The sequence below is a fragment of the Erwinia sp. 1181_3 genome (assembly GCF_052824965.1).
The window spans coordinates 67,174-89,923 of the sequence record NZ_VTDE01000009.1 but is presented as its reverse complement, the minus strand read 5'-3'; the positions used below and the strand labels follow the sequence as shown (position 1 = coordinate 89,923).

Genomic DNA, 22,750 nt, shown 5'->3' with positions numbered 1-22,750 from the left:
TGCTTTATTTATCATCAACTCAGCGGATCGCCTGCCATAAGCAGGGATTGTTCGGCTATGAGAATTATCGCTAATCCACATATCGCCTTTTTTTGTACAGTAAACCCTCCCTACTCAATGCAAAAACCTTCATTTTTGAGACGACTTTTCCCAGATCAGACCAGTATTAACTCGAATGATATGAATAAAAAATCATCGATTATGGTAGGGAGACGAAAGAGAAAGAGGCGCTAATGATAAGTTGAAGCGTCATTTAACGGTCACAGGTGGGGGGGTATCCTGATAAATGATAAATGAGTTTAATCTGTTTACCGTGGGAACATCTGTGCTGCTGCTGACTTATTGCGCTTTGTGGCGCGCTGAGCGCGGGTGTCGCCATGTAGCACTCTCCGGCTATTCATTAGTGATCGATGAGAATAAGAAGCCATTATAAAAAAGAGAATGATCACCAAAGCTAACGATTTTTCTAAATTCTTGAGGGTGGGGTTTGCAAAGGACACGTTAACTTAAGGCGCGTTTATCTTTGTCTGCAAAGATAAACGCGCATTGAAAGCCTTGATGCTATTGAGATTTTAGCTGGTGCCTGGATAAGTTACAGCCAAATAATAGAGCGGGATGACAATTAACTCATCAGTCAAATTCCGCATCAAAAAATCGATCTGAACTTTTCAATAAGCGTTGAGAATATTTTATTTTGGTACTATTACACCTGACATTGACTGCCGATGAGCAATTACTGATTTTCAAGATTGTAAGGATAATGGTAAACACTGCGGCTGATATCCAGCAGACGGCAGCTACGGCGCGTTCCAATGTCGAACGTATCCTGTAAGAAATTAACGGCTTGCCGTTTGTCATTCGTGGTGAAAAAGTTTTTCAGCACGCTTTGCAGCATCTCTTTGTCTGATGATAGCGACTGGAGCTCACGTTCCATATGGTGGACCTTCTCCTCTAATTCTTTGATTTTCCTCCCTTCTTCTGAGGACAATCCGGCGTATTTCTTTTTCCAACTGTAGAAAGTTGCTTCAGAAATGCCCAGTTCGTCACAGATTTCTTTCACCTTGATACCATTTTCAGAAGCTTTAATGGCGCTGGTGATTTGCTCTTCGGTATATCGTGACTTTCTCATGAATGCTATTACCTTTCTTAACAATAATGGGATGAGAATGACTGCATTAATCAATGGATCTGTTTTGTACAGATATTAGCGCAGTGTTTCAAAGTACGCGATTGGAATGGCAAGCTTTAAGTTAAGGGATTATGAAGAAATAACATCATGGGATTTCTCCTATTTTATTTCAAAAGGGTTTTGATAGCTTTCGATATTGGTTTTTTTGATATAGATTCGTCTCATGCCAGTTCAAGGCCACGTTGTAATTAGGATAACTCCAACGGGAAAGGTAAAAAAAGTGTGCTAACTTTAATCCCGGTCAAAAGGGTATGTGAATTAGATCACACTTAAATTAAGACCAGATTTAACCATAAATGCTGGCAGGATTGTCTGTTCAGGTTAAAAAACAGTCTCTTAAAAATAAAAGGCACAACGATGCCTGAAAAATATTATTTTCTTTTTCTGCGTTCTCGCCAGGGGTCTACTGTGCGTTATTGAATCAGTTGTGGACACGGATGTGTTGGTTTGAGGTTTTAGCTGGTTGGAAACACAAAGGATGCTTCGATGAAATACAGTGTGATGTCTAATGCCGCCTGGATGATGTCCGAAAAAGTGGTGTCAGTTTTTGGCGTAATTTTTGTCACCTCTTATGTGGCTAAATCTTTCGGCCCGGTTATATTCGGGCAAATAGCATTTTCTGCCTCACTGTTTTCAATTATTCAGACTATTGCCATTTTTGGCACAGAAACAATTCTTTTTAAAAGCATCAGTAAAAGCACGCCAAAAGGAATGCGCCTGATGGGGGTGGCAAAATCATTGCGCCTGACATTATTACTGGTGCTGTCATTGCCCGTATTGCTCTATGTGTGGCTGACGATGCGCGAGAACTTTATTGTGTTTGCCGTGGCATCATTTCTCTCCGCTATGTTTGTGACCCAGGATATTTTTAGCGTTTACAATAACGCCCGTCTGGAATCGCGAATGAATACGGTTGCAAATGCCACCGGCATGATATTGAGCTTTGCCATCAGCTTTACTGTTGCCTGGTGCAAGCTCAGCCCGCTGTGGTTGTCCCTGTCCATTGTCGCCGTCACGCTGGTGCCCTATCTGATCAAGCGCAGTCGCTTTTATCAGACCAACACTATCAGCCCACCGCCGCGACATAAGCGTAAGAATTATCTGCGTTATTTACTGCATGCGGGGCTGCCGCTGGCGATTTCCAGCGTCTTTATCGCCGTTCAGGTGAAGACCGCACAGTTCTTTCTTGTTGGGGTGAGTTCGGCCCAGGATCTTGGCCTGTTTACCGCAGCGAATACCATTTCCGCCTCGTGGATTTTTATTCCGGTGGCGATCATTACATCCTGCTTCTCTGAAATTTTCAGGGAGCGTGCGGATGTGGCAGTAAAACTGGCTTCACGGCTTAATGGCTATGTTATGGCAGTTTCACTTTTGATGCTCTCCGTTGTCACGCTGTTTGGTGACAGGATCATTAACAGCCTGTATGGGCAAGATTACACACAATCGGGAAACCTCATTACGTTGTTGTCGTTAGCAACCTGCTTTTCGGCAATGGGAACCGTAGCGTATCGCTACATGGTGAAAGAGGGTGGTTTCAATTACTTACTGGTGAAAGTGATTCTGCTGGTAGTTATTGGTCTGGCAACTTCTTACTTCTTTATCCATTCCTGGGGATTAACAGGCGCAGCCTGGAGCGTGTTTATCACCGAACTCCTGTCCCTGACGATAATGAATTATTTCTTTAAGAATGGCGTCATTCTTAAAATACAGCTTTCCTCACTCAACTACAAAACCTACAGATGAGGTAAATCATGTTGAAGCTCAAAGCAGAGTTGAGAAAGGGTTTTGTTTACCTGCTCAAGAAAATGCCTTGGTCTTACCAGGATAAAATTTATTACTTTCAGAAATTCAAACGTATTCCCAATATCCGGGAACCCAAGTTGTTCAATGAGAAGATTCTGTATCGTAAATATGTCACTGGTGACCATGTGCGCTATGCCAATTTGTCCGATAAATTACTGGTCAGAGAATATATTGCCGACACTATCGGGGAAGATTATCTGATTCCGCTGATTCATCAGACCGATGACCCGATTTCGTTACTGAGTTTGCCGTCCCTGAAAAACACGGTGATCAAGCCGAATCACGGCTCAGGCATGGTGGAAATTGTGCTGGAAGAACCCGATTGCATCCAGAAACAACTGCTGATCAAGCGCTGCGATGAATGGTTGCATAAGGACTTCTCGCACCACGCGCGTGAGATTCACTACCGCTACATTAAGCCCTGCATTCTGGTTGAACAGTACGTTGGTGATGGCAAGTTTGCCGCCGTTGACTACAAGTTTCATATGTTCAACAAGAAAGATGGCAACTTCGAGTACGTATTGCAGGTGATTTACAACCGGGTGGGCAGTGCTGCGTTGTCGATGAGCTTCTACGTCAACAACCTGAAGCAGAGCTTTTATAAAATCCGGGATACCGGTTTTGACATCAGTGCAGACAGCGAGACGCTGGAACGTGCGCTGGAACTGAGTAAGACGCTGGCAACGGATTTCGACTATGTGCGTGTTGATTGGTACATCCATGAAGGGCATATCTACTTCGGTGAGCTGACGTTTACGCCAGGCGCAGGTATGGTGACCGGACTGGAAAATGGTCTGAATCAGATCATGGGGGATATGTGGTTGCAGGATCGTAAAACGGCAGCGTTGCCGGAAGTCAAAGCGTCCAGCGATGTCCCTTTGCCGACCTCGGCGGTGCTAAAAAAGATATAAAAAGTGACAAATAACCTTCTGCCCGGTGAGTCAGGTCAGCTCTCCGGGCAGATGTCGCTTACGGCATCGGCCAGTCGGGAGGTGTGCGGCTCATCACTTCGACAAATACATCCTTGGTTATCGTCCAGAAGTTATGCAGATTATCCATGCTCAACGTAATGCCCAGCAGCCCGGTGACAAACCAGCATGACATACCGATACCAATACCGGTAAACGCGAACGCCATCACGTTGCGGCTGGCTTTGCGGCACTGCACATTAAAGGTGCTGGCAAGGAACATCATCACTGCACTGAGCAGCTCCCATCTCATGAGAATAACGCTGGTGGTAATCGTAGCCATATTGAAAACTCCGGGGTGATCGGTCCTGACAAACGGGATGCAACATCACCCGGAACGGAACGGGAGCTGCCAGGCTTGCTCCTTTCCGGTCTGACGCTCTGGTCATGGAAGTGTGACGGCGATCACATTATATCACCCGTTTTTCAAAACTGAACAAAATTTATACCTGGTATGGTAGTTTTTTTCGGTCAATCCAGGTGGGTTTACACTGACTCGCCAGGAGGGCAGGTGATAAATATATTATCGCTGATATCGAAAAATACAGATTAATCCGTATGCATAATATTATTTCTATGCCATGTGACCGATCTTTTTTCTGACCTTTTGTGCCATCGAATATCTAATTTAACTTAGGGTAAGATTAATTCTAATTGCGTATTGTTACGTGCTGTGATAACCCATTTTATCTGCAATTATTGAATGTATTTTTAAGTAAAAGTTGTTTTATATCATGATGTTATTTTCTGGTCTCTCCGTTAAATCTAAGTCAAATCAAACGGTTTAAGATGAATCTTACGCTATTTGAAGTTGTACAGACTATCGATGATCTGTAGGATTTTGCCAAACATTTCTCCCTGTTTATTATTTCCCGGAATTAATCCAGGGAGGGTTTTCTATTCCCGTAAATCATGCCCAAAAAACATTAACTAATAATACATCTGCAAACAGCAGAAAATAATAAAGGAGCCTGCGTGTCGTCTATTGGTCACTCCTGGCTTTCGGGTCTTTCACATCAAACATGATCGTGACGGGCAAATCACCCGTGTGGATGCCGGGCACGTTGTCCGCTGAACGGCGGAGGGGGAGTAAGCATGAAGATCAGGCAAAACGAGGCGGTGACAGTGGCGCGTGAATTACCGACCATGCGCCAGTCATTTCAACGCATTCATCTGGTGATTATCGTGGTGTCGCTGCTGTTCAGCGGGTTGTCGCTTTCTGCGCTGTCGATGTATGTGCTGCGCAGCTATGCGGAAAACAATATCCAGCTGGTCGCGGCCAGCGTTAGTTACAGCGCCCGGACAGCGGTGCTACAGAACGATTCAGCAACCGCAGAGAGTATTCTGCGTGACATGGGGACGCGTACGGAGTTTGCGGTCGGGCGCGTATATCGTGCTGATCAGCAGCTGCTGGCCCAATGGCAGGCACCGGGCGGCGAAGATCCCCGCGGCGCCGGTGCCGTTGTGGCTCGCTGGCTGTTCCCTCAGCCGGTGAGCGCACCCGTGATGCATAATAATCAGGAAGTCGGCCGGGTGTGGATCAGCGGTGATGCCTCACGCGTTCTACATTATCTGGGGCAGGCGCTGCTGTGGCTGGGCGGCAGTCTGTTGATTACCGCCATGCTGGCGATCTACCTGGCGCGGCGGATGCATGCCGGCATTTTACAGGGGCTGCAAAATATTGCCTCCGTCGCACATGATGTGCGCAAACGGCGTGCTTTCTCCCTGCGCGTACCGTCGTCCTCGATTGCCGAGCTGGATAAACTGAGCGGTGATTTCAACAGCCTGCTCGATGAGCTGGACCAGTGGCAGCGGCATCTGACCAGTGAGAATGACTCGCTGACACACCAGACGCTGCATGACACGTTGACCGGGCTGCCTAACCGTAAAGCCTTTGAGCAACATTTACAGGCGCTGATGGACGACCCGGAAACCCGCCAGCAGGCCAGTGTGCTGTTTATCGACGGTGACCGTTTTAAGCAGGTGAATGACTGCTACGGTCACGCCGCCGGCGATCATGTGCTCATGGTCACAGCCCAGCGTCTGCGTGAGCGCCTGCGTAAAGGCGATCTGGTGGCACGCCTGGGCGGCGATGAGTTTGCTGTGGTGCTATCGACGGTCGAACGGGAGGAGCAGGTGGCTCAGGTGGCGCGCGATATTATTGAAGCAATGCAGCCGCCCATCGTGCTGCCGGAAGGCGCGCGGGTGGTGCAGTCGTTAAGCGTGGGTGTGGCGCTGGCAAAAAACCACAGCTCCCCGGAAGCACTGATTGCGCAGGCTGATGCGGCGATGTATCACATTAAAGAGCTGGGCGGCGGCTGGTACTTATCACCGTCTTACTGGGGGCAGGAAATACCCGGCTTGCCACCGCAGGTGGCGGTGGCAACGGGTCGTCATTAGCCGCGTTAGCCGCAGGTCGGGCAGGATTTTTCACTGACCCGCTGGCTGAAGCTGCTGGTGGCATAGTCGCTACAGTCGAATGTCCAGCTGCTGCGCTTCAGGGATGCATGGCGCATGGTGTGACGATAGGCGGTCGGTGTCTGTGAAAACTGGCGGCGAAACACGCGTGAAAACGTCTGCTGGGAGTCATAACCGTACTGCATAGCAATATCGAACACCGGACGTTGCGTCAGGCGCAGCGCTTCGGCGGCCAGCGTCAGACGGCGTTCACGAATGTATCCACCCAGCGTCTGTTTCGTCACGGAACGGAACATACGCTGCAAATGCCACTTCGAATAGCCTGATTTTGCCGCCACTTCATCAATCGACAGAGTCTTTTCCAGATTGTTGTCGATCCAGTCAGTCAGGGTGCTGATGATGTCGTCATGCATACACTTTTTCTCCCAGGTCTCTGCGTCAATAGGTCGCGAACTCAATGGAGGCTGAGTATAATTCCTCAAGTTAACTTGAGGTAAAGCGCTAAATGAAAAAAAGTATGAGTAACGCCAGCAAGCGCGAACTAACCCCCGGCGATGTGGCACGGCGTTGCGGTGTGGCGGTTTCGACGCTTCATTTTTATGAAAGCAAAGGATTAATTAGCAGTTTCCGCAACCCCGGAAATCAACGGCGCTACACCCGTGATGTGCTGAGGCGTGTGGCGGTGATCAAGATTGCCCAGCGTATCGGCATCCCACTTGCGACTATCAGCGACAGCCTGATGCAGTATTCCCCGGGCAAGCGCATGACGACAAAAGAGTGGGCGGTGCTGTCGCAACAGTGGCGTGACGAACTGGACAGACGCATTGAAACGTTGACGCACCTGCGCGACGATCTGGACGGCTGCATCGGCTGTGGTTGTTTGTCGATGGAAGACTGCCCGCTGCGTAACCCGAACGACCGCCTGAGCGAGCAGGGCACTGGGGCGATACTGTTGGATGTGAAGAGCGTTTGACTATACTCAGGCTTTAAGGAGCGAATATGATCACCGTACACCATCTGAACAATTCGCGATCGCAGCGCGTGCTGTGGTTGCTGGAAGAGTTGAACGTGCCCTATCAGATCAAACGTTATCAGCGTGAAGCGAGCATGCTGGCACCTGAGGCCCTGAAAAAAGTCCATCCGCTAGGTAAATCTCCGGTAATTACCGATGGCAATCGTGTGGTGGCCGAATCCGGCGCGATCCTGGAGTATCTGGAAGCGCAGTATGACGCTGAAGGTCTGCTGAAACTTTTCGATGAAGAAGAGGTGATTCAGTCGCGCTACTGGCTGCACTATGCGGAAGGGTCACTGATGCCGCTGCTGGTAATGAAACTGATTTTTAGCCGGATGGGCAAAGCCCCGGTGCCCTGGCTGTTACGTCCCATCGGCAGCGCCTTTGGTCAAGGGGTTCAGAAGGGCTACCTCGACCCGCAGATCACCACCCATCGCCAGTTCATCGAACAGCATCTTGCCCAAAATGAATGGTTCGCCGGTAGCCGCTTCAGTATTGCGGATGTGCAGATGAGTTTTCCGCTGCAGGCGCTCACCGCGCGCGGTGGCGCGGCCGACAGCCCGGCGATTCAGGCCTGGTTGCAGAAGGTGCAAAGCCGTGCTGCCTGGCAGCGTGCGCTACAACAGGGCGGTGAGGTCCGTCTCGACTGAATGCTTTTCTTTTCTTGAGTGACAAACGTTTCAACTCGCAACCGTCGGCAGGCCGTCATAAGAAAGCGCTATTGCAGGCCGTCATAAGAAAGCGCTATTAGAGTGCGCACGGCACTGCCGTTACCCTCATAAGCGTTGATAGCAGACGTGTGTGCAAATCAATAATTATGCAAATTTATGCGTGAAGAAGTGTTGAAAATGCACCATTAAACACAGGATAATCGTTTGCGCAGGAATACTCGTCATACTTCAAGCCGCAGATGCGTTGGCGTTGCCCGCCTGCGACGCGAATGATATCGAGTATCAGCACAGCAATTAGGCGGTTTTTTGCGTGGAATAGTAAACGTTTGCCTTTATCCGGTCTGCGCCTCGCCCTGAGGTTTTTGTACCGCGTATATTGCGCCAGGGATGCAAACGTCGACTACCGCTGGGAAACAGGGGTACCACGCAGCGATAACTCATAAGAAATCTCAGGGGATTACGATGTCAGCTCCTTCTCAACCGGCCAGCGGCTCTTTAGACGCCTGGTTCAAAATTTCTGCGCGCGGTAGTAGCGTCCGTCAGGAAATCCTGGCCGGTCTTACGACCTTCCTGGCGATGGTCTATTCCGTGATTGTGGTGCCCTCGATGCTGGGCAAAGCAGGTTTCCCGCCGACGGCGGTCTTTGTGGCGACCTGCCTGGTGGCCGGTTTTGGTTCACTGCTGATGGGGTTGTGGGCCAATCTGCCGCTGGCGATTGGCTGCGCGATCTCGCTGACGGCATTCACCGCCTTTAGCCTGGTGCTGGGCCAGCAGATCAGCGTACCTGTTGCGCTGGGTGCGGTGTTCCTGATGGGCGTCCTGTTTACCCTGATCTCTGCAACCGGCATTCGAGCCTGGATATTGCGTAACCTGCCGATGGGCGTGGCGCACGGCACGGGCGTGGGCATCGGCCTGTTCCTGCTGCTGATTGCCGCTGACGGTGTGGGCCTGGTGGTGAAAAACCCGGGGCCTGGCCTGCCGGTTGCGTTGGGTCACTTCCCCTCTTTCCCGGTGGTGATGACGCTGGTCGGGCTGGCGGTGATTTTTGGTCTGGAGAAGCTGCGTGTGCCTGGTGGCATCCTGCTGACGATTATTGCCATCTCGGTGCTTGGCCTGATCTTCGACCCGGCGGTGACCTATCAGGGGTTGTTCGCGATGCCAAGCCTGAGCGATGCGCAGGGTAACTCGCTGGTGTTTAGCCTGGATATCCTTGGGGCATTAAAACCGGCGGTGCTGCCAAGCGTGCTGGCGCTGGTGATGACGGCGGTATTTGATGCCACCGGCACCATCCGTGCAGTCGCCGGGCAGGCGAACCTGCTGGATAAAGACAACCAGATTATCAATGGCGGCAAGGCCCTGACCACGGACTCACTGAGCAGCATTTTCTCAGGTCTGGTCGGTGCGGCCCCGGCAGCCGTTTACATTGAGTCGGCAGCCGGAACGGCAGCAGGCGGTAAAACGGGTCTGACAGCCATCGTGGTCGGTGTGCTGTTCCTGATGATCCTGTTCCTGTCGCCGCTGGCGTACCTGGTTCCGGGTTATGCCACCGCACCTGCGCTGATGTATGTCGGCCTGCTGATGTTAAGCAACGTGTCCAAAATCGATTTCAGTGATTTTGTTGATGCAATGTCTGGCCTGCTGGCAGCCGTCTTTATCGTTCTGACCTGTAACATCGTTACCGGTATTATGCTCGGTTTCGGTTCACTGGTGATTGGCCGTATCTTTGCCGGTGAATGGCGCAAGCTGAATGTGGGCACCGTGCTTATTGCGGTAGCGCTGGTCGCTTTCTATGCCTGCGGTTGGGCGATATAATTCTGTTTCGGGGCCGGGATCGCTGGCCCCACCTTAAGATGACACTGATTTTCCCTTCCTAACGCACATCCTGTTTTTCATCGTCTCCCTAATTTGCTTTACTATCTACCAGGGTATTCGCTATCAATGTCTGCCTGTGTTTAAAGCCTATCGGAAGACGTATAAAAAGGATCGCATGGAAATTTTCTTTACCATTCTCATTTTGACGCTGGTTGTGTCGCTGTCAGGCGTCGCCGCGCGTATTATTCCCTTTCAAATTCCTTTGCCTCTGGTGCAAATCGCTATGGGCGCGTTGCTCGCCTGGCCAACGTTTGGTCTGCATGTCGATTTTGATCCGGAGCTGTTTTTAGTGCTGTTTATCCCACCGCTGCTGTTTGCTGACGGCTGGAAAACCCCGACCAGTGAGTTTCTGCGCCACGGGCGCGAGATCCTTGGCCTGGCGCTGGTGCTGGTGCTGATTACCGTTGTCGGGATTGGCTACCTGATTTACTGGCTGGTGCCGGGTATTCCGCTGCTGTCTGCCTTTGCACTGGCGGCCGTGTTGTCACCGACCGATGCCGTGGCGCTCTCCGGTATTGTCGGCGAGGGGCGCATTCCGAAAAAAATTATGGGGATACTGCAAGGCGAAGCGTTGATGAACGACGCATCCGGCCTGGTGTCGCTGAAGTTCGCCGTCGCCGTGGCGATGGGCACGATGGTGTTTACCGTGTCCGGGGCCTCGCTGGAATTCGCCAAAGTGGCGATAGGTGGCCTGCTGGCAGGTATCGCGATCTGCTGGTTATACGGTAAATCACTGCGCCTGTTCAGCCGCTGGAGTGGCGATGATCCGGCCACGCAGACCGTGCTGCTGCTGCTGCTGCCGTTTGCGTCTTATCTGATTGCCGAACATATCGGTGTGTCCGGCATTCTTGCGGCGGTTGCCGCCGGGATGACCATTTCACGCTCCGGGATTATCCGTCAGGCGCCGCTGGCTATGCGCCTGCGTGCTAACAGCGTCTGGCAGATGCTGGAATTCGTGTTTAACGGCATGGTCTTCCTGATGCTGGGCCTGCAACTGCCAGGCATTCTGGAAATCTCCGTGCGTCAGGCGGATGCTGACCCGAATGTTGAGCTGTGGGTGCTGTTTGCCTCGGTGGTGCTGATCTATATGGCGTTGATGGTCGTGCGTTTTGGCTGGCTGTGGACCATGCGCTTTATCAGCCGTACGGCGTTAAAAAAACGTCCGATGGAGTTTTCCAGCTACTCGACGCGTGAGCTGCTGATTGCTTCCTTCGCCGGGGTACGCGGCGCGATTACCCTGGCCGGTGTGTTGTCGATTCCGCTGTTGCTGAGTAACGGAAATGATTTCCCGGCGCGTTATGAGCTGGTGTTCCTGGCGACCGGGGTGATCCTGTTCTCGCTGTTGGTGGGGGTGGTCATGCTGCCGCTGCTGCTGCGAGGCGTTGAAGGGATCGATAAAGCGGGCCACCGCCGTGAGCTACAGATGGCGCGTGCGACGATGGCGAGTGTTGCCATCGACAGTCTGCATAAGATGGAAGAACGTCTGATGGTCGACACGGAAGAGAACATCGACCCCGAGCTGTTGAAAGAAGTCAGTTCAAGGGTGATGGGCAATCTGCGTCGTCGTGTGGATGGCAAAGAGGATATGGAACGTGCGCTGTTTGCCGAAAACCTTGAGCGACGTTTCCGTCTGAGCGCTCTGCGTTCTGAGCGCGCGGAGTTGTATCACCTGCGAGCCACGCAGCAAATCAGTAATGAGACGATGCAGAAGCTGTTGCACGATCTCGACCTGCTGGAAACGCTGTTGATCGAGAAAGAGGAATAACTGCGCATCGGCGGTCCCGTGCGTTTGTGGGTCGGGCATGCCCGACCCCTACGATAATCCGACGGTGTCTATTTCGTGTGTTTTTGGTGGGCCGGGCATGCCCGGTCCCCTACGATAATCCGCGGTGTCTATTTCGTGTGTTTTTGGTGGGCGGGCATGCCCGACCCCTACGATAATCCGACGGTGTCTATTTCGTGTGGTTTTGGTGGGCGGACATGTCCGGCTCCTGCGATAATCCGGCATTGTAAATTGCGTGTAGGGGCGAGGCATGCCTCGCCCGGCGGGTTTACAATGAAATGCGCGGTGTTTCGCCCGGCCAGAACTCGCGACAGCAGGTAATCCATGCCTGTGCGCTGCGCGACAGATAGCTCCCCTCGCGCCAGATTAATCCCAGACTCCACACCAGATCCGACTCCAGCGGCAGCCACAGAAGCTGGCTTTTATCCAGACGCTGACAGATAGGCTCCGGCAGAATCGCCACGCCCATACCCGCCTGCACCATCGCGGCCAGAAAATCCCACTGCCCGCTGCGCACCGCAATCTGCGGAGTAAAACCACTGGCCTGAAACGCCCGCATCAGCTGGCGATTAAGGGAAAATTCTTCGTTATAGATCAGGATCGGGTGCCCGGCCAGCTCACTGATCGGCATATGGCTGCGGCGCAACCAGGCCTCGGTACGGGGCACCAGCACGCACAGCGGGTGGCTCATCAGTGACAGCGAATTCAGCGGCAAATCATCAGCGACCGGCAGGGCGGTCATGGCAATATCCAGACTGCCGGACAGCACGGCCTGCTGCACGGTCAGGCCGCCAAACTCAGATATTTTCAGCTCCACGCCCGGATAACGCTGACGAAATGCGGAGATCGAACCCGCAATTTGCATCCCCACCATCGGGGGAATACCCAGGCGCAGCTCGCCGGTTTTCAGCTCGTTGATATCGCTGATCTCCGCTTCCAGCTGTTTAAACTCTTGCAGGATAGTCACGCCGCGCTGGTACACCGCCTGCCCGGTATCCGTCAGATGCAGTTTACGCCCCTCACGGATCAATAAGGTGCAGCCCAGCTCATCCTCCAGCTGGCGCAACATCTTGCTAATGGTCGGCTGTGTGACGTAGAGCTGTTCGGCAGCACGGGTGAAGCTTTGCTGACGAACCACTTCCACAAAGTAGCGCAGGGCGCGAACGTCCATAATCATTCCTGTCTGGCATAGTTGGGATAATATTAAGTCATTTTTTTCACCCTTTGTTACCGCTTTATACTCTTTCCTATAAAAACATTCACAAAGGGGAAAACAGCATGGCATTGGCACTTCGTCCACAGGGTTCTGCCTGGCTGCATCGGGTTCAGGTTCCGCTACAGGTGGCGCTTTATGTCGGGCTGTTTTTAATCTCAGAACAGCTGGTGAGCTGGCTGCATTTACCCCTTCCCGCCAACATCGTTGGGATGTTGTTGCTGTTGTCGATGATTATGCTGCGCGTAATGCCGCTGGGGTGGGTCAAAGCCGGTGCCAGCTGGTTGCTGGCTGAAATGCTGTTGTTCTTTGTTCCGGCCGTTGTCGCGGTGGTTAACTATGGCGATCTGTTGCGCCTTGAGGGCTGGCGAATTCTGCTGGTGATTGGTGTCAGTACGCTGCTGGTGCTGGGCGCCACCTCGCTGGTGGTGGATCGCGTGTATCGCTTCGAGCTGTGGCTGGCGGCGCGTAAACAGGGGAAGGGCGATGAATGATTTTATCCTCAGCGTGTTATGTCTGTTGGCCACACTGGCCGTCTACTTCTGCAATAAACGGCTGTATCGCCGCTGGCACCGCCTGCTGCTGATGCCCCTGGTGATGACACCGATGGTGCTGGTGGCGCTGCTGGTGGTGGCCCATATCTCCTGGCAGGACTACATCAGTGAAAGCCGCTGGCTCTTGTGGCTGCTTGGCCCGGCCACACTGGCGTTTGCTGTACCGGTGTATGAGAACATGGCGATCATTCGTCGTCACTGGATGTCGCTCAGTGCCGGGGTGATCACCGCCACGGCGGTAGCGGTATGCAGTTCAGTGTGGCTGGCGCAGATGCTGGCGTTGCCGGAGAGCATTCAGCGCAGCCTGGCAGTGCGTTCCATCACCACGCCGTTTGCGCTTGCGGCAGCGAAACAGCTGGGCGGGCAGCCGGATCTGGTGGCGTTGTTTGTGGTGATCACCGGGGTGTTTGGCATGGCGGTGGGTGACCTGTTGTTCCTGCGTCTGGCCATCAAACAAGGCCTGGCGCGAGGGGCCGGATTCGGTGCGGCATCTCACGGCGCCGGGACGGCACGCGCGTATGAGCTGGGTCAGCAGGAGGGCGTGGTTTCAAGCTTAGTGATGATGTTATCCGGTGTCGTTACCGTGGTGATAGCGCCTGCTATCGGGCATGTCATGTGGGCGGTTGGCTAACAGGACTGGATTCAGTGCGTTTGTAAGGTTACTCAAATTCAACGTGATTAGTTTGTTTCTCATATAATTTCAGGGGCGGTTGGTTTACTCTGCAAGCCCGCCGCATCATGGCGTGAGTAAAAATTAATCAGGAGAATAAAATGAAAAGAGTGGCAATGACAACCGGCGCACTGGCGCTGCTGGCGCTGGCAGGCTCTGCTCAGGCTATCGAAGGTGGCGTGAGTGTGGGTAAGGATTACACTGATGTTCACGTTGGCCTGGGGACAACAACCCCTGGTTTTGCGCTTTCCGGTGACTGGCTGCGCAGCGATCATGATGGCAATGTAGAGAGCCTGGGTCTGGGTTACAACGTCGCGATTGGCGATGTGTTCCTGTCTCCGACCGTTAAAGCGCTGTCGACTAACCCGAAAGACACGAAAGATGGCTACGCGATTGCCATTGGTGGCGGCGTGAAAGTCCCTGTGACCAAAATGTTTAACGTGTACGGTGAGTATTTCTACTCTCCTGATTCGTTTTCCAGCCACATCGATAACTACCAGGAAGCATCTGCAGGCGTGAGCTTCCAGCCAATCTCTCTGGTGGATGTGAGCGTGGGTTACAAGTATATGACGCTGAACGGCAAAGATGGCCGTAAAGATAATGTCGTTGCTGATGGTCCATACGTGGGCGCCGCACTGCACTTCTAACGCCCTGCCACCCTGTTTGATACGGACGAGGCGTGCCTCGCCCGTACGGGTTCCGTGTTAATGCCCTTTCCCACCCTCAATCCCGACACCTGTTTGCGATCGCACAAACTGCGCCTGGAAGCGTTGACGCTCTTCCGCACCCGATGCCGAGTTGTCGGTCACCGAGAACAGCCACGTACCGATAAATGCTGCCAGCATGGAGAACAGCGCCGGATACTCATACGGGAACACGGCTTTGGCATGTCCCAGCACCTGCACCCACACCGTCGGGCCGAGGATCATCAGCAGCACCGCCGTCAGCAGACCCAGCCAACCGCCAATCATTGCCCCGCGCGTGGTCAGTTTCGACCAGTACATCGACAGCAAAATAATCGGGAAGTTACAGCTGGCCGCAATCGAGAACGCCAGCCCGACCATAAACGCAATATTCTGTTTCTCAAACATAATGCCCAGCAGGATCGCCACAATCCCCAGCAGCACCACGGTGATCTTCGACACCCGCAGCTCATCACGTTCGCTCGCCTGGCCCTTACGGAACACGCTGGCATACAAATCGTGTGACACCGCCGAGGCGCCGGCCAGCGTCAGACCCGCAACCACCGCCAGAATGGTGGCGAAGGCCACAGCAGAGATAAAGCCTAAGAACAGACTGCCGCCCACCGCGTCGGCCAAATGCACCGCCGCCATATTATTGCCGCCAATCAGTGCCCCGGTCGCATCCTTAAACGCCGGATTAGCCCCGACCAGCAGAATGGCACCAAACCCGATAATAAAGGTCAGGAAGTAGAAATAACCCATAAAGCCGGTGGCCCAGAACACGCTCTTACGCGCTTCACGCGCATCGCTTACGGTAAAGAAGCGCATCAAAATATGCGGCAACCCGGCGGTACCAAACATCAGGCCCAGTCCGAGTGACAGCGCCGATATCGGGTCATGCACCAGCCCGCCGGGGCTCATAATGGCGATGCCTTTCGGGTGCACCTTCATCGCTTCGGTAAACAGCGTATTGAAGCTGAAGCCAACGGTTTTCATCACCATAATCGCCATAAAGCTGGCGCCGAACAGCAGCAGCACGGCTTTAATAATCTGCACCCAGGTAGTGGCCAGCATGCCGCCAAACAGCACGTACATCACCATCAGGATCCCGACCAACACCACTGCCACATGGTAGTCCAGGCCAAACAGCAGCTGGATAAGCTTGCCTGCCCCCACCATTTGCGCAATCAGATACAGCGCCACCACCACCAGAGAACCGCAGGCGGAGAGGGTGCGGATTGGCTTCTGCTTAAGACGATAAGAGGCCACATCTGCAAAGGTATAGCGGCCGAGGTTACGCAGGCGTTCGGCAATCAGGAACAGAATGATCGGCCAGCCCACCAGGAAACCAAGCGAGTAAATCAGCCCGTCATAACCGGAGGTGTACACCAGCGCGGAAATTCCGAGGAATGAGGCGGCAGACATAAAGTCCCCGGCCATCGCCAGACCGTTCTGGAAGCCGGTGATATTGCCGCCTGCCGTGTAGTAGTCGCTGCGTGAACGGGTGCGTTTGGAGGCCCAGTAAGTGATCCCCAGCGTAAAAGCGACGAAAATCAGGAACATGATAATCGCTTCGACGTTAGTCGGCTGGCGCTCTACCGCGCCGCTGATAGCATCGGCGGCCAGTACACCACACGGCAACAGTGCCGCCAGCGCAAAGAACAGATGGCGTGATTTCATCCTTTCACCTCATTCAGCAGTTCGCGGGTCAGACGGTCGAACTCGCCATTAGCACGCCAGACGTAAACTCCGGTCAGCAGAAAAGAAATCACAATTAAGCCCACGCCAATCGGAATACCGCGCGTCACGTTGGTCCCTTCATAAAGCGGCGTACCGAGCCAGCCAGGGGCAAAAGCAATCAGCAAAATAAACCCGACATACAGCACTAACATAATCACGGACAGCAGGGTGGCAAAGCTCTGGCGTTTTCTCACCAGCTCTTTAAATTTCGCACTTCGTTCTATTCTTTCGTAGAGGACATTGCTCATTGTAATATCTCCAGAGACAGGGTTATTCCTTTGATCCTTGAAGCATTAACGTCAAGATCGGGGGAATATATTTTTTTTATATCCTGGTACGGACAATATTAAGACGTGAAGCAATCAGATCTGCTCTGCGGCAGGTTTATGATGTCAATATGAAAAGCAGGGGCACGGTGGCCCCTGTGGGTTATGGCATTTTAATGGACTGTTTCTCTTCGAGTAATTTCTCCACTACGCCAGGATCGGCCAGAGTAGAGGTATCACCGAGATTACTGGTATCACCGGCAGCAATTTTGCGCAGGATACGACGCATTATTTTACCGGAACGGGTTTTCGGTAATGAATCTGTCCAGTGCAATACATCCGGGGTGGCAATCGGGCCAATCTCTTTACGTACCCAATTGCGCACTTCGGTATACAGCTCGGGTGAAGGTTCTTCGCCATGATTCAGAGTGATATAGGCATAAATTGCCTGACCTTTCAGACCATGCGGAATACCTACCACCGCCGCTTCGGCGATTAAGGGATGAGACACCAGTGCAGATTCGATTTCTGCCGTCCCCAGTCGATGGCCGGAGACGTTCAGCACGTCATCCACGCGCCCGGTGATCCAGTAATAGCCATCCTCATCACGACGTGCGCCGTCACCGCTAAAATACTGATTTTTAAAGGTGGAAAAATAGGTCTGCTCGAAGCGTTCGTGATCGCCATACAGCGTACGCGCCTGGCCCGGCCAGGAGTCGACGATCACCAGGTTGCCTTCAGTGGCCCCCTCCAGCGCATTGCCTTCGTTATCCACCAGTGCAGGCTGCACGCCAAAGAACGGGTTGGAGGCCGACCCCGGTTTCAGTGCAGTCGCGCCCGGCAGCGGGGTGATCATAAAACCGCCGGTTTCCGTCTGCCACCAGGTATCCACGATCGGGCAGCGGCCATTGCCGATTTTTTTGTGGAACCACTCCCAGGCTTCCGGGTTGATCGGCTCACCAACGGACCCGAGGATGCGCAGGCTCGAACGATCGGTCCCTTCAATCGCTTTATCCCCTTCGGCCATCAACGCACGCACGGCGGTCGGGGCAGTATACAGGATCGTCACCTTATGCTTGTCGACCACTTCCGCCATACGGCTCGGTTTTGGCCAGTTCGGCACGCCTTCAAACATCAGCGTGGTGGCACCGCAGGCCAGTGGGCCATACAGCAGGTAGCTGTGGCCGGTCACCCAGCCGACATCGGCGGTACACCAGTAGATATCATCCGCTTGGTAGTCAAACACATACTTAAAGGTGGCGGCGGCATACACCAGGTAGCCGCCCGTGGTGTGCAGCACGCCTTTCGGCTTTCCGGTCGAACCGGAGGTATAAAGGATAAACAGCGGGTCTTCTGCAGCCACCTCTTCCGGCTCGTGATGGGTGCTGGCGTTGTTCGCCAGCTCGTGCCACCACAGGTCGCGATCGCTGTTCCAGCCAACCTCTTTACCGGTACGGCGAAACACCACCACGTTCCCCACGCTGGTGACGTTGGGATTGTTCAGCGCATCATCCACGTTTTTCTTCAGTGGGATAGTTCGCCCGGCACGTACGCCCTCATCGGCGGTGATCACCAGCCGGGCGTTACAGTCGATAATGCGTCCGGCGACCGCTTCTGGCGAGAATCCACCGAAGATCACCGAATGCACAGCGCCAATACGTGCGCAGGCCAGCATGGCAACGGCGGCTTCCGGCACCATCGGCATATAGATAGCCACGACATCGCCTTTGTTGATGCCCAGCGCTTTTAAGGTGTTAGCAAAGCGGCAGACGTCCTGGTGCAGCTCGCGATAGGTGATCGTCTTGCTTTCACTGCTGTCATCGCCTTCCCAGATGATTGCCGGATGGTCGCCACGCGTTTGCAGATGGCGGTCAAGGCAGTTGGCCGCCAGGTTTAGCGTGCCGTCCTCAAACCAGCGGATAGAGACATTGCCGGGAGCAAAGGAGGTGTTCTTCACCAACGTGTAAGGCTTAATCCAGTCGAGGATTTTGCCTTGTTCACCCCAAAACGCATCGGGGTCCTGTACCGACTGCTGATACATTGACGCGTACTGCTGAGCATTGATCTGGGTATTTTCCGCAATGTTCGCGGGAACCGGGTAGGTATGTGATTGGCTCATAGCTGGCCTCCTTGAAGATTGTTAATAATATGTCAATCAAAGGTTAAGTGAAGACGCTGGTTTGGCTTTGTTTTCTTTTTGCGCGGCAGATCACGTCATAACAGAATGTGATGGAATCGGGGGAACTGCCTGCTCTAAAGATATTCATTTACCGTCAGAACCGCTGAGATGCGCACGACATGTCGTGCAAAAAAAGCGCATATAGACCATTTTGTTTCTGCGGGGAATGGCGGGGTTATGCATAGCTATGCTGTTTTTATTCTGAATATTTCTAATTATTACAAAGACTTATTTCTTCATGTTAACGGTAGCGCTTTATCCTGTTAATAGATAGTAAAGTAGCCACATCTCTCGCAGGGTTGCATTTAGTCCGTTGAAAATGGTACTGATTACGCGCCTGTCAATCAGGTTTCAACTATCCACTACCTGCGAATTGCCCGATCCCGGTCAGCCTCCTTTGAGTGTTATTCACTCCGCATGCACCACGCGGAAAGCAGGTTTTGTTAAGGAAATGACGCGTTATGAAAGCCGTAAAGTTCAGCCTTGCCTGGCAAATATTGATTGCGCTGGTGCTGGGGATCGCCGCTGGGGCGATATTGCATAATCAGCCAGAAAATCGTGAATGGTTAGTCACCAACGTTCTCAGTCCTGCCGGTGATATCTTTATCCATCTGATCAAAATGATCGTTGTACCGATTGTGATTTCTACACTGATTGTCGGCATTGCCGGTGTCGGTGATGCTAAAAAACTCGGACGTATTGGTGTGAAAACCATCGTCTATTTCGAAGTGATTACCACCATTGCCATTGTGACAGGAATTACTCTGGCGAACGTGTTTCAACCCGGCTCCGGCATTGATATGTCGACGCTGGCAACGGTGGACATCTCTAAGTATGAAGCCACAACGGCGCAGGTTCAGGGGCAGCCACACAGTCTGGTAACCACTATCCTGTCGCTGATCCCGCAGAATATTTTTGCGGCGATTGCGAAAGGCGACATGCTGCCCATTATCTTCTTCTCGGTGCTGTTCGGCCTGGGCCTCTCTTCGCTGCCGTCTGAACACCGTGACCCGCTGGTGAAAGTGTTCCGTTCGACCTCAGAAGCGATGTTCAAAGTCACCAATATGATCATGCGCTATGCGCCGATTGGGGTGTTTGCGCTGATCTCCGTCACCGTTGCAAACTTCGGTTTCGCTTCACTGTGGCCGCTGGCTAAGCTGGTGATACTGGTGTATGTGGCGATCCTGTTCTTCGCACTGGTGGTACTGGGTGCGGTGGCGCGCTTCTGTAAGCTGCGTATTACAACGTTAATACGCATCCTGAAAGATGAGCTGATCCTCTCTTACTCTACCGCCAGTTCGGAAACCGTGCTGCCGCGTATCATGGAGAAGATGGAAGCCTACGGTGCACCTAAGTCGATCACCAGCTTTGTGGTACCGACGGGCTACTCGTTTAATCTTGACGGCTCCACCCTCTATCAGAGCATTGCGGCAATCTTTATTGCCCAGCTGTACGGCATTGACCTCTCCCTGGGGCAGGAAATCGTGCTGGTGCTGACGCTGATGGTGACGTCGAAAGGTATTGCGGGCGTGCCGGGCGTGTCCTTTGTGGTGCTGTTGGCAACGCTAGGAAGCGTGGGTATTCCGCTGGAAGGGCTGGCGTTTATTGCCGGTGTTGACCGTATCCTCGATATGGCGCGTACGGCGCTGAACGTGGTGGGTAATGCGCTGGCGGTGCTGGTGATTGCCAAGTGGGAAGATCAGTTTGATGCCAAACAGGCCGTAGCCTATGAAGCGCAGCTAAAAACGCAGACTTCAGTCTGATAACTCCACGGGCTGGTGGCACTGATCGCCAGCCCGAATAAGCTCTCCCTGCGCACTTCTTCCTTTATCGCTATCATTTTATCTGGGGTATCTGTGGGCATTCCCCTACATCACCTATCCGCCTGGTAAAGATGCATTGGCAATATCATAAATTTTCCCTGAAGAATAATGACTTACTAAAATCATGGTTTTTTGTTGTTTCCAGGCCGTGATTTTTTGTGGGTCAGCGTCCGTGCGTCGATGTTACAAGCTTTGTCGCCCGGATCACGAAATTTATAAAAACCCTGCTAAAGATCCCCTATTTCGCGCCGAAAATATAAAAAAACGTTACTAATTTTTCCTGGTCCAACTCCCGTTGATCCATTCAAGGATTTAACTCATGCGCAATAATTTGCCCGTTACACAGCAAGAATATGCGTTTGGCGATGATGCCACACTCATGTCGACCACCGATACCAACAGCCATATCACTTATGCCAACGATGCCTTTATGGAGGTGAGTGGTTTTACGCCGGAAGAGATTAACGGCCAGCCCCATAATATGGTGCGTCATCCGGATATGCCGCCGGAAGCCTTTGCCGATATGTGGGCGACGCTGAAAAAGGGGGAACCCTGGACCGCACTGGTGAAAAACCGCCGCAAAGATGGTGACCATTATTGGGTACGTGCCAATGCCATTCCGGTGGTACGTAACGGCAACGTACAGGGCTATATGTCGGTGCGCACCAAACCGAGCCAGCAGGAGATCCGTGACACCGAGCGTTTGTACCAGGATTTCCGTACCGGACGGGCGAAAGGAAAGTGCTTCCATAAAGGGCTGATTGTTCGTACCGGTCTGATGGCCTGGCGATCCGTCTTTAAAACCCTGCCGCTGCGCTGGCGTATTCGCAGCGCGTTGCTGGCGCTGCTGCCGCTGGCGACGCTGGGCGTCTGGGCACTCGGGCTGAGTCATGCTGCGCTGGGTATTTTTGCTGCGGGCATGGCGGTGCTGTTGCTGCTGGCGTCAGCCTGGCTGGAGCAGCAGATTTCACGACCGATTGAACGCGTTTGCCAGCAGGCGCTGCGCGTGGCCACCGGGGCCGATCATAAAGTGGAGCAGATAGACCGGGTTGATGAGGTCGGCACCACACTGCGAGCTATAGGTCAGCTTGGGCTGATGTTCCGCTGGTTAGTGGATGATGTCAGCGGCCAGGCAATTAATGTGCTGAGCGCCAGTGACTCGATTGCGCAGGGTAACAGCGAACTGAGCCGCCGCACCGAACAGGCCGCCGCCAACGTCCAGCAAACCGCGGCCACCATGAATGAAATGACGGCCACGGTGAAGAGCAATACGGAAACTGCAGCCGAAGTGAAAAGCCTGTCGATCAGCACCAGCAGCGCCGCTGTACAGGGCGGTGAAGCGATGAATGATATGGTCAAGATGATGGCGGAGATCACCGACAGTTCGAAGAAAATTGCCAACATCACCAGCGTGATTGACGGCATTGCCTTCCAGACCAATATTCTGGCGCTGAATGCTGCGGTGGAAGCCGCTCGCGCCGGTGAGCAGGGTAAAGGTTTTGCCGTGGTCGCCGGGGAAGTGCGCAGCCTGGCCCAGCGCAGCGCCAAGGCCGCGAGTGAGATCAAAATGCTGGTGGAGAGCAGCGCTGACAAAGTGAAATCCGGCACGTTGCATGTCAATGAAGCGGGGAAAACGATGGAAAGTATTGTGTCTCAGGTGCAGAACGTAACGTCGTTGATCGCGCAGATCAGCGCGGCAACCGCCGAACAGTCCACGGCCATCGGCGAGATCAGCCTGGCGGTGGAAGATCTGGATAACATTACTCATCAGAATGCGGCAAAAGTGGAAGAGGGCGCACAGGCTTCCGGGCGTATGACGCGGCAGGCTACGCGTCTGGTCGAAGCTATCAGCGTGTTCCGTTAACCCATCAGGGAAAATCTGTAGGGGTCGGGCATGCCCGACCCG

Annotated in this window: 19 protein-coding genes; 12 read left to right on the top strand and 7 right to left on the bottom strand. The window is 53.1% G+C overall.

From position 1 onward, the window contains the following. Positions 1 to 733 precede the first annotated feature (733 nt). Positions 734 to 1,129: a transposase gene (locus FY046_RS18845; RefSeq protein WP_133842654.1), complete on the bottom strand. Its 396-nt coding sequence runs from the start codon at positions 1,127 to 1,129 to the stop codon at positions 734 to 736. Between the two features lie 546 nt (positions 1,130 to 1,675). On the opposite strand from FY046_RS18845, the gene FY046_RS18840 reads away from it, so the two are divergent. Together FY046_RS18840 and FY046_RS18835 are read left to right on the top strand one after the other, a co-directional pair. Then, the gene (locus FY046_RS18840; RefSeq protein ID WP_133842652.1) at positions 1,676 to 2,932 is read left to right on the top strand and encodes a polysaccharide biosynthesis protein; all 1,257 of its coding nucleotides are present in this window, start codon (positions 1,676 to 1,678) and stop codon (positions 2,930 to 2,932) included. An 8-nt stretch (positions 2,933 to 2,940) separates the two neighbouring features. Beyond that, positions 2,941 to 3,903 carry an ATP-grasp fold amidoligase family protein gene (locus FY046_RS18835; RefSeq protein WP_133842650.1) on the top strand — a complete coding sequence of 321 codons (963 nt, stop codon included), beginning with the start codon at positions 2,941 to 2,943 and terminating at the stop codon, positions 3,901 to 3,903. A gap of 58 nt (positions 3,904 to 3,961) precedes the next feature. Here the strand turns inward: FY046_RS18835 and FY046_RS18830 are convergent, their stop codons facing one another. Beyond that, positions 3,962 to 4,243, bottom strand: coding sequence for a YjcB family protein (locus FY046_RS18830; protein ID WP_133842648.1), 282 nt, complete (start codon positions 4,241 to 4,243; stop codon positions 3,962 to 3,964). Between the two features lie 812 nt (positions 4,244 to 5,055). Between FY046_RS18830 and FY046_RS18825 the strand changes: the two genes are divergently transcribed. After that, positions 5,056 to 6,360, top strand: coding sequence for a diguanylate cyclase domain-containing protein (locus FY046_RS18825; protein WP_159336756.1), 1,305 nt, complete (start codon positions 5,056 to 5,058; stop codon positions 6,358 to 6,360). A 5-nt stretch (positions 6,361 to 6,365) separates the two neighbouring features. Here the strand turns inward: FY046_RS18825 and soxS are convergent, their stop codons facing one another. Next, positions 6,366 to 6,791, bottom strand: coding sequence for a superoxide response transcriptional regulator SoxS (gene soxS, locus FY046_RS18820; RefSeq protein WP_171149306.1), 426 nt, complete (start codon positions 6,789 to 6,791; stop codon positions 6,366 to 6,368). Between the two features lie 92 nt (positions 6,792 to 6,883). On the opposite strand from soxS, the gene soxR reads away from it, so the two are divergent. The 4 genes from soxR (at position 6,884) to FY046_RS18800 (ending at position 11,698) form a co-directional block, all read left to right on the top strand. Then, positions 6,884 to 7,351, top strand: a complete 468-nt coding sequence (gene soxR / locus FY046_RS18815) for a redox-sensitive transcriptional activator SoxR (RefSeq protein ID WP_133842643.1) — start codon at positions 6,884 to 6,886, stop codon at positions 7,349 to 7,351. Between the two features lie 26 nt (positions 7,352 to 7,377). Continuing rightward, positions 7,378 to 8,040, top strand: a complete 663-nt coding sequence (locus tag FY046_RS18810) for a glutathione S-transferase family protein (RefSeq protein ID WP_159336758.1) — start codon at positions 7,378 to 7,380, stop codon at positions 8,038 to 8,040. A gap of 483 nt (positions 8,041 to 8,523) precedes the next feature. Further along, positions 8,524 to 9,873 (top strand): NCS2 family permease, encoded by a 1,350-nt coding sequence (locus FY046_RS18805; protein ID WP_133842641.1) that lies wholly within the window; start codon positions 8,524 to 8,526, stop codon positions 9,871 to 9,873. A gap of 175 nt (positions 9,874 to 10,048) precedes the next feature. Continuing rightward, positions 10,049 to 11,698: a Na+/H+ antiporter gene (locus tag FY046_RS18800; protein WP_133842640.1), complete on the top strand. Its 1,650-nt coding sequence runs from the start codon at positions 10,049 to 10,051 to the stop codon at positions 11,696 to 11,698. A gap of 286 nt (positions 11,699 to 11,984) precedes the next feature. Here FY046_RS18800 and FY046_RS18795 read toward each other — a convergent pair whose 3' ends face one another. Beyond that, complete coding sequence (locus FY046_RS18795) at positions 11,985 to 12,887, bottom strand: LysR family transcriptional regulator (protein ID WP_446186366.1); 903 nt, start codon at positions 12,885 to 12,887, stop codon at positions 11,985 to 11,987. 107 nt (positions 12,888 to 12,994) lie between these two features. Between FY046_RS18795 and FY046_RS18790 the strand changes: the two genes are divergently transcribed. From FY046_RS18790 to FY046_RS18780, 3 genes are all read left to right on the top strand, one after another. Next, positions 12,995 to 13,423 (top strand): CidA/LrgA family protein, encoded by a 429-nt coding sequence (locus tag FY046_RS18790; protein ID WP_171149305.1) that lies wholly within the window; start codon positions 12,995 to 12,997, stop codon positions 13,421 to 13,423. Next, positions 13,416 to 14,114, top strand: a complete 699-nt coding sequence (locus FY046_RS18785; RefSeq protein ID WP_133842637.1) for an LrgB family protein — start codon at positions 13,416 to 13,418, stop codon at positions 14,112 to 14,114. The genes FY046_RS18790 and FY046_RS18785 overlap by 8 nt, the downstream gene beginning before the upstream one ends. A gap of 140 nt (positions 14,115 to 14,254) precedes the next feature. Then, on the top strand, positions 14,255 to 14,800 hold the full coding sequence (locus tag FY046_RS18780) for a YfaZ family outer membrane protein (RefSeq protein WP_133842636.1): 546 nt from the start codon (positions 14,255 to 14,257) through the stop codon (positions 14,798 to 14,800). Positions 14,801 to 14,857: 57 nt separating this feature from the next. Here FY046_RS18780 and actP read toward each other — a convergent pair whose 3' ends face one another. The 3 genes from actP to acs form a co-directional block, all read right to left on the bottom strand. Continuing rightward, positions 14,858 to 16,516, bottom strand: a complete 1,659-nt coding sequence (actP, locus tag FY046_RS18775; protein ID WP_133842635.1) for a cation/acetate symporter ActP — start codon at positions 16,514 to 16,516, stop codon at positions 14,858 to 14,860. Continuing rightward, the gene (locus FY046_RS18770) at positions 16,513 to 16,824 is read right to left on the bottom strand and encodes a DUF485 domain-containing protein (protein WP_133842634.1); all 312 of its coding nucleotides are present in this window, start codon (positions 16,822 to 16,824) and stop codon (positions 16,513 to 16,515) included. Before FY046_RS18770 ends, actP begins: the two co-directional genes overlap by 4 nt. 181 nt (positions 16,825 to 17,005) lie before the next feature. After that, entirely contained in the window at positions 17,006 to 18,961 is a 1,956-nt protein-coding gene (gene acs, locus FY046_RS18765; protein ID WP_133842633.1) for an acetate--CoA ligase, read from the bottom strand. A gap of 521 nt (positions 18,962 to 19,482) precedes the next feature. Here acs and gltP point away from each other — a divergent pair. Continuing rightward, entirely contained in the window at positions 19,483 to 20,784 is a 1,302-nt protein-coding gene (gltP, locus tag FY046_RS18760) for a glutamate/aspartate:proton symporter GltP (protein ID WP_133842632.1), read from the top strand. A gap of 379 nt (positions 20,785 to 21,163) precedes the next feature. Further along, complete coding sequence (locus FY046_RS18755; protein WP_133842631.1) at positions 21,164 to 22,708, top strand: methyl-accepting chemotaxis protein; 1,545 nt, start codon at positions 21,164 to 21,166, stop codon at positions 22,706 to 22,708. Positions 22,709 to 22,750: the final 42 nt, after the last annotated feature.

What these genes read in the sequence shown, in the direction of transcription:
- FY046_RS18845 (WP_133842654.1), bottom strand. Translation starts at nt 1,129, where the DNA reads ATGAGAAAGTCACGATATACCGAAGAGCAAATCACCAGCGCCATTAAA.
- FY046_RS18840 (WP_133842652.1), top strand. Translation starts at nt 1,676, where the DNA reads ATGAAATACAGTGTGATGTCTAATGCCGCCTGGATGATGTCCGAAAAA.
- FY046_RS18835 (WP_133842650.1), top strand. Translation starts at nt 2,941, where the DNA reads ATGTTGAAGCTCAAAGCAGAGTTGAGAAAGGGTTTTGTTTACCTGCTC.
- FY046_RS18830 (WP_133842648.1), bottom strand. Translation starts at nt 4,243, where the DNA reads ATGGCTACGATTACCACCAGCGTTATTCTCATGAGATGGGAGCTGCTC.
- FY046_RS18825 (WP_159336756.1), top strand. Translation starts at nt 5,056, where the DNA reads ATGAAGATCAGGCAAAACGAGGCGGTGACAGTGGCGCGTGAATTACCG.
- soxS (WP_171149306.1), bottom strand. Translation starts at nt 6,791, where the DNA reads ATGCATGACGACATCATCAGCACCCTGACTGACTGGATCGACAACAAT.
- soxR (WP_133842643.1), top strand. Translation starts at nt 6,884, where the DNA reads ATGAAAAAAAGTATGAGTAACGCCAGCAAGCGCGAACTAACCCCCGGC.
- FY046_RS18810 (WP_159336758.1), top strand. Translation starts at nt 7,378, where the DNA reads ATGATCACCGTACACCATCTGAACAATTCGCGATCGCAGCGCGTGCTG.
- FY046_RS18805 (WP_133842641.1), top strand. Translation starts at nt 8,524, where the DNA reads ATGTCAGCTCCTTCTCAACCGGCCAGCGGCTCTTTAGACGCCTGGTTC.
- FY046_RS18800 (WP_133842640.1), top strand. Translation starts at nt 10,049, where the DNA reads ATGGAAATTTTCTTTACCATTCTCATTTTGACGCTGGTTGTGTCGCTG.
- FY046_RS18795 (WP_446186366.1), bottom strand. Translation starts at nt 12,887, where the DNA reads ATGGACGTTCGCGCCCTGCGCTACTTTGTGGAAGTGGTTCGTCAGCAA.
- FY046_RS18790 (WP_171149305.1), top strand. Translation starts at nt 12,995, where the DNA reads ATGGCATTGGCACTTCGTCCACAGGGTTCTGCCTGGCTGCATCGGGTT.
- FY046_RS18785 (WP_133842637.1), top strand. Translation starts at nt 13,416, where the DNA reads ATGAATGATTTTATCCTCAGCGTGTTATGTCTGTTGGCCACACTGGCC.
- FY046_RS18780 (WP_133842636.1), top strand. Translation starts at nt 14,255, where the DNA reads ATGAAAAGAGTGGCAATGACAACCGGCGCACTGGCGCTGCTGGCGCTG.
- actP (WP_133842635.1), bottom strand. Translation starts at nt 16,516, where the DNA reads ATGAAATCACGCCATCTGTTCTTTGCGCTGGCGGCACTGTTGCCGTGT.
- FY046_RS18770 (WP_133842634.1), bottom strand. Translation starts at nt 16,824, where the DNA reads ATGAGCAATGTCCTCTACGAAAGAATAGAACGAAGTGCGAAATTTAAA.
- acs (WP_133842633.1), bottom strand. Translation starts at nt 18,961, where the DNA reads ATGAGCCAATCACATACCTACCCGGTTCCCGCGAACATTGCGGAAAAT.
- gltP (WP_133842632.1), top strand. Translation starts at nt 19,483, where the DNA reads ATGAAAGCCGTAAAGTTCAGCCTTGCCTGGCAAATATTGATTGCGCTG.
- FY046_RS18755 (WP_133842631.1), top strand. Translation starts at nt 21,164, where the DNA reads ATGCGCAATAATTTGCCCGTTACACAGCAAGAATATGCGTTTGGCGAT.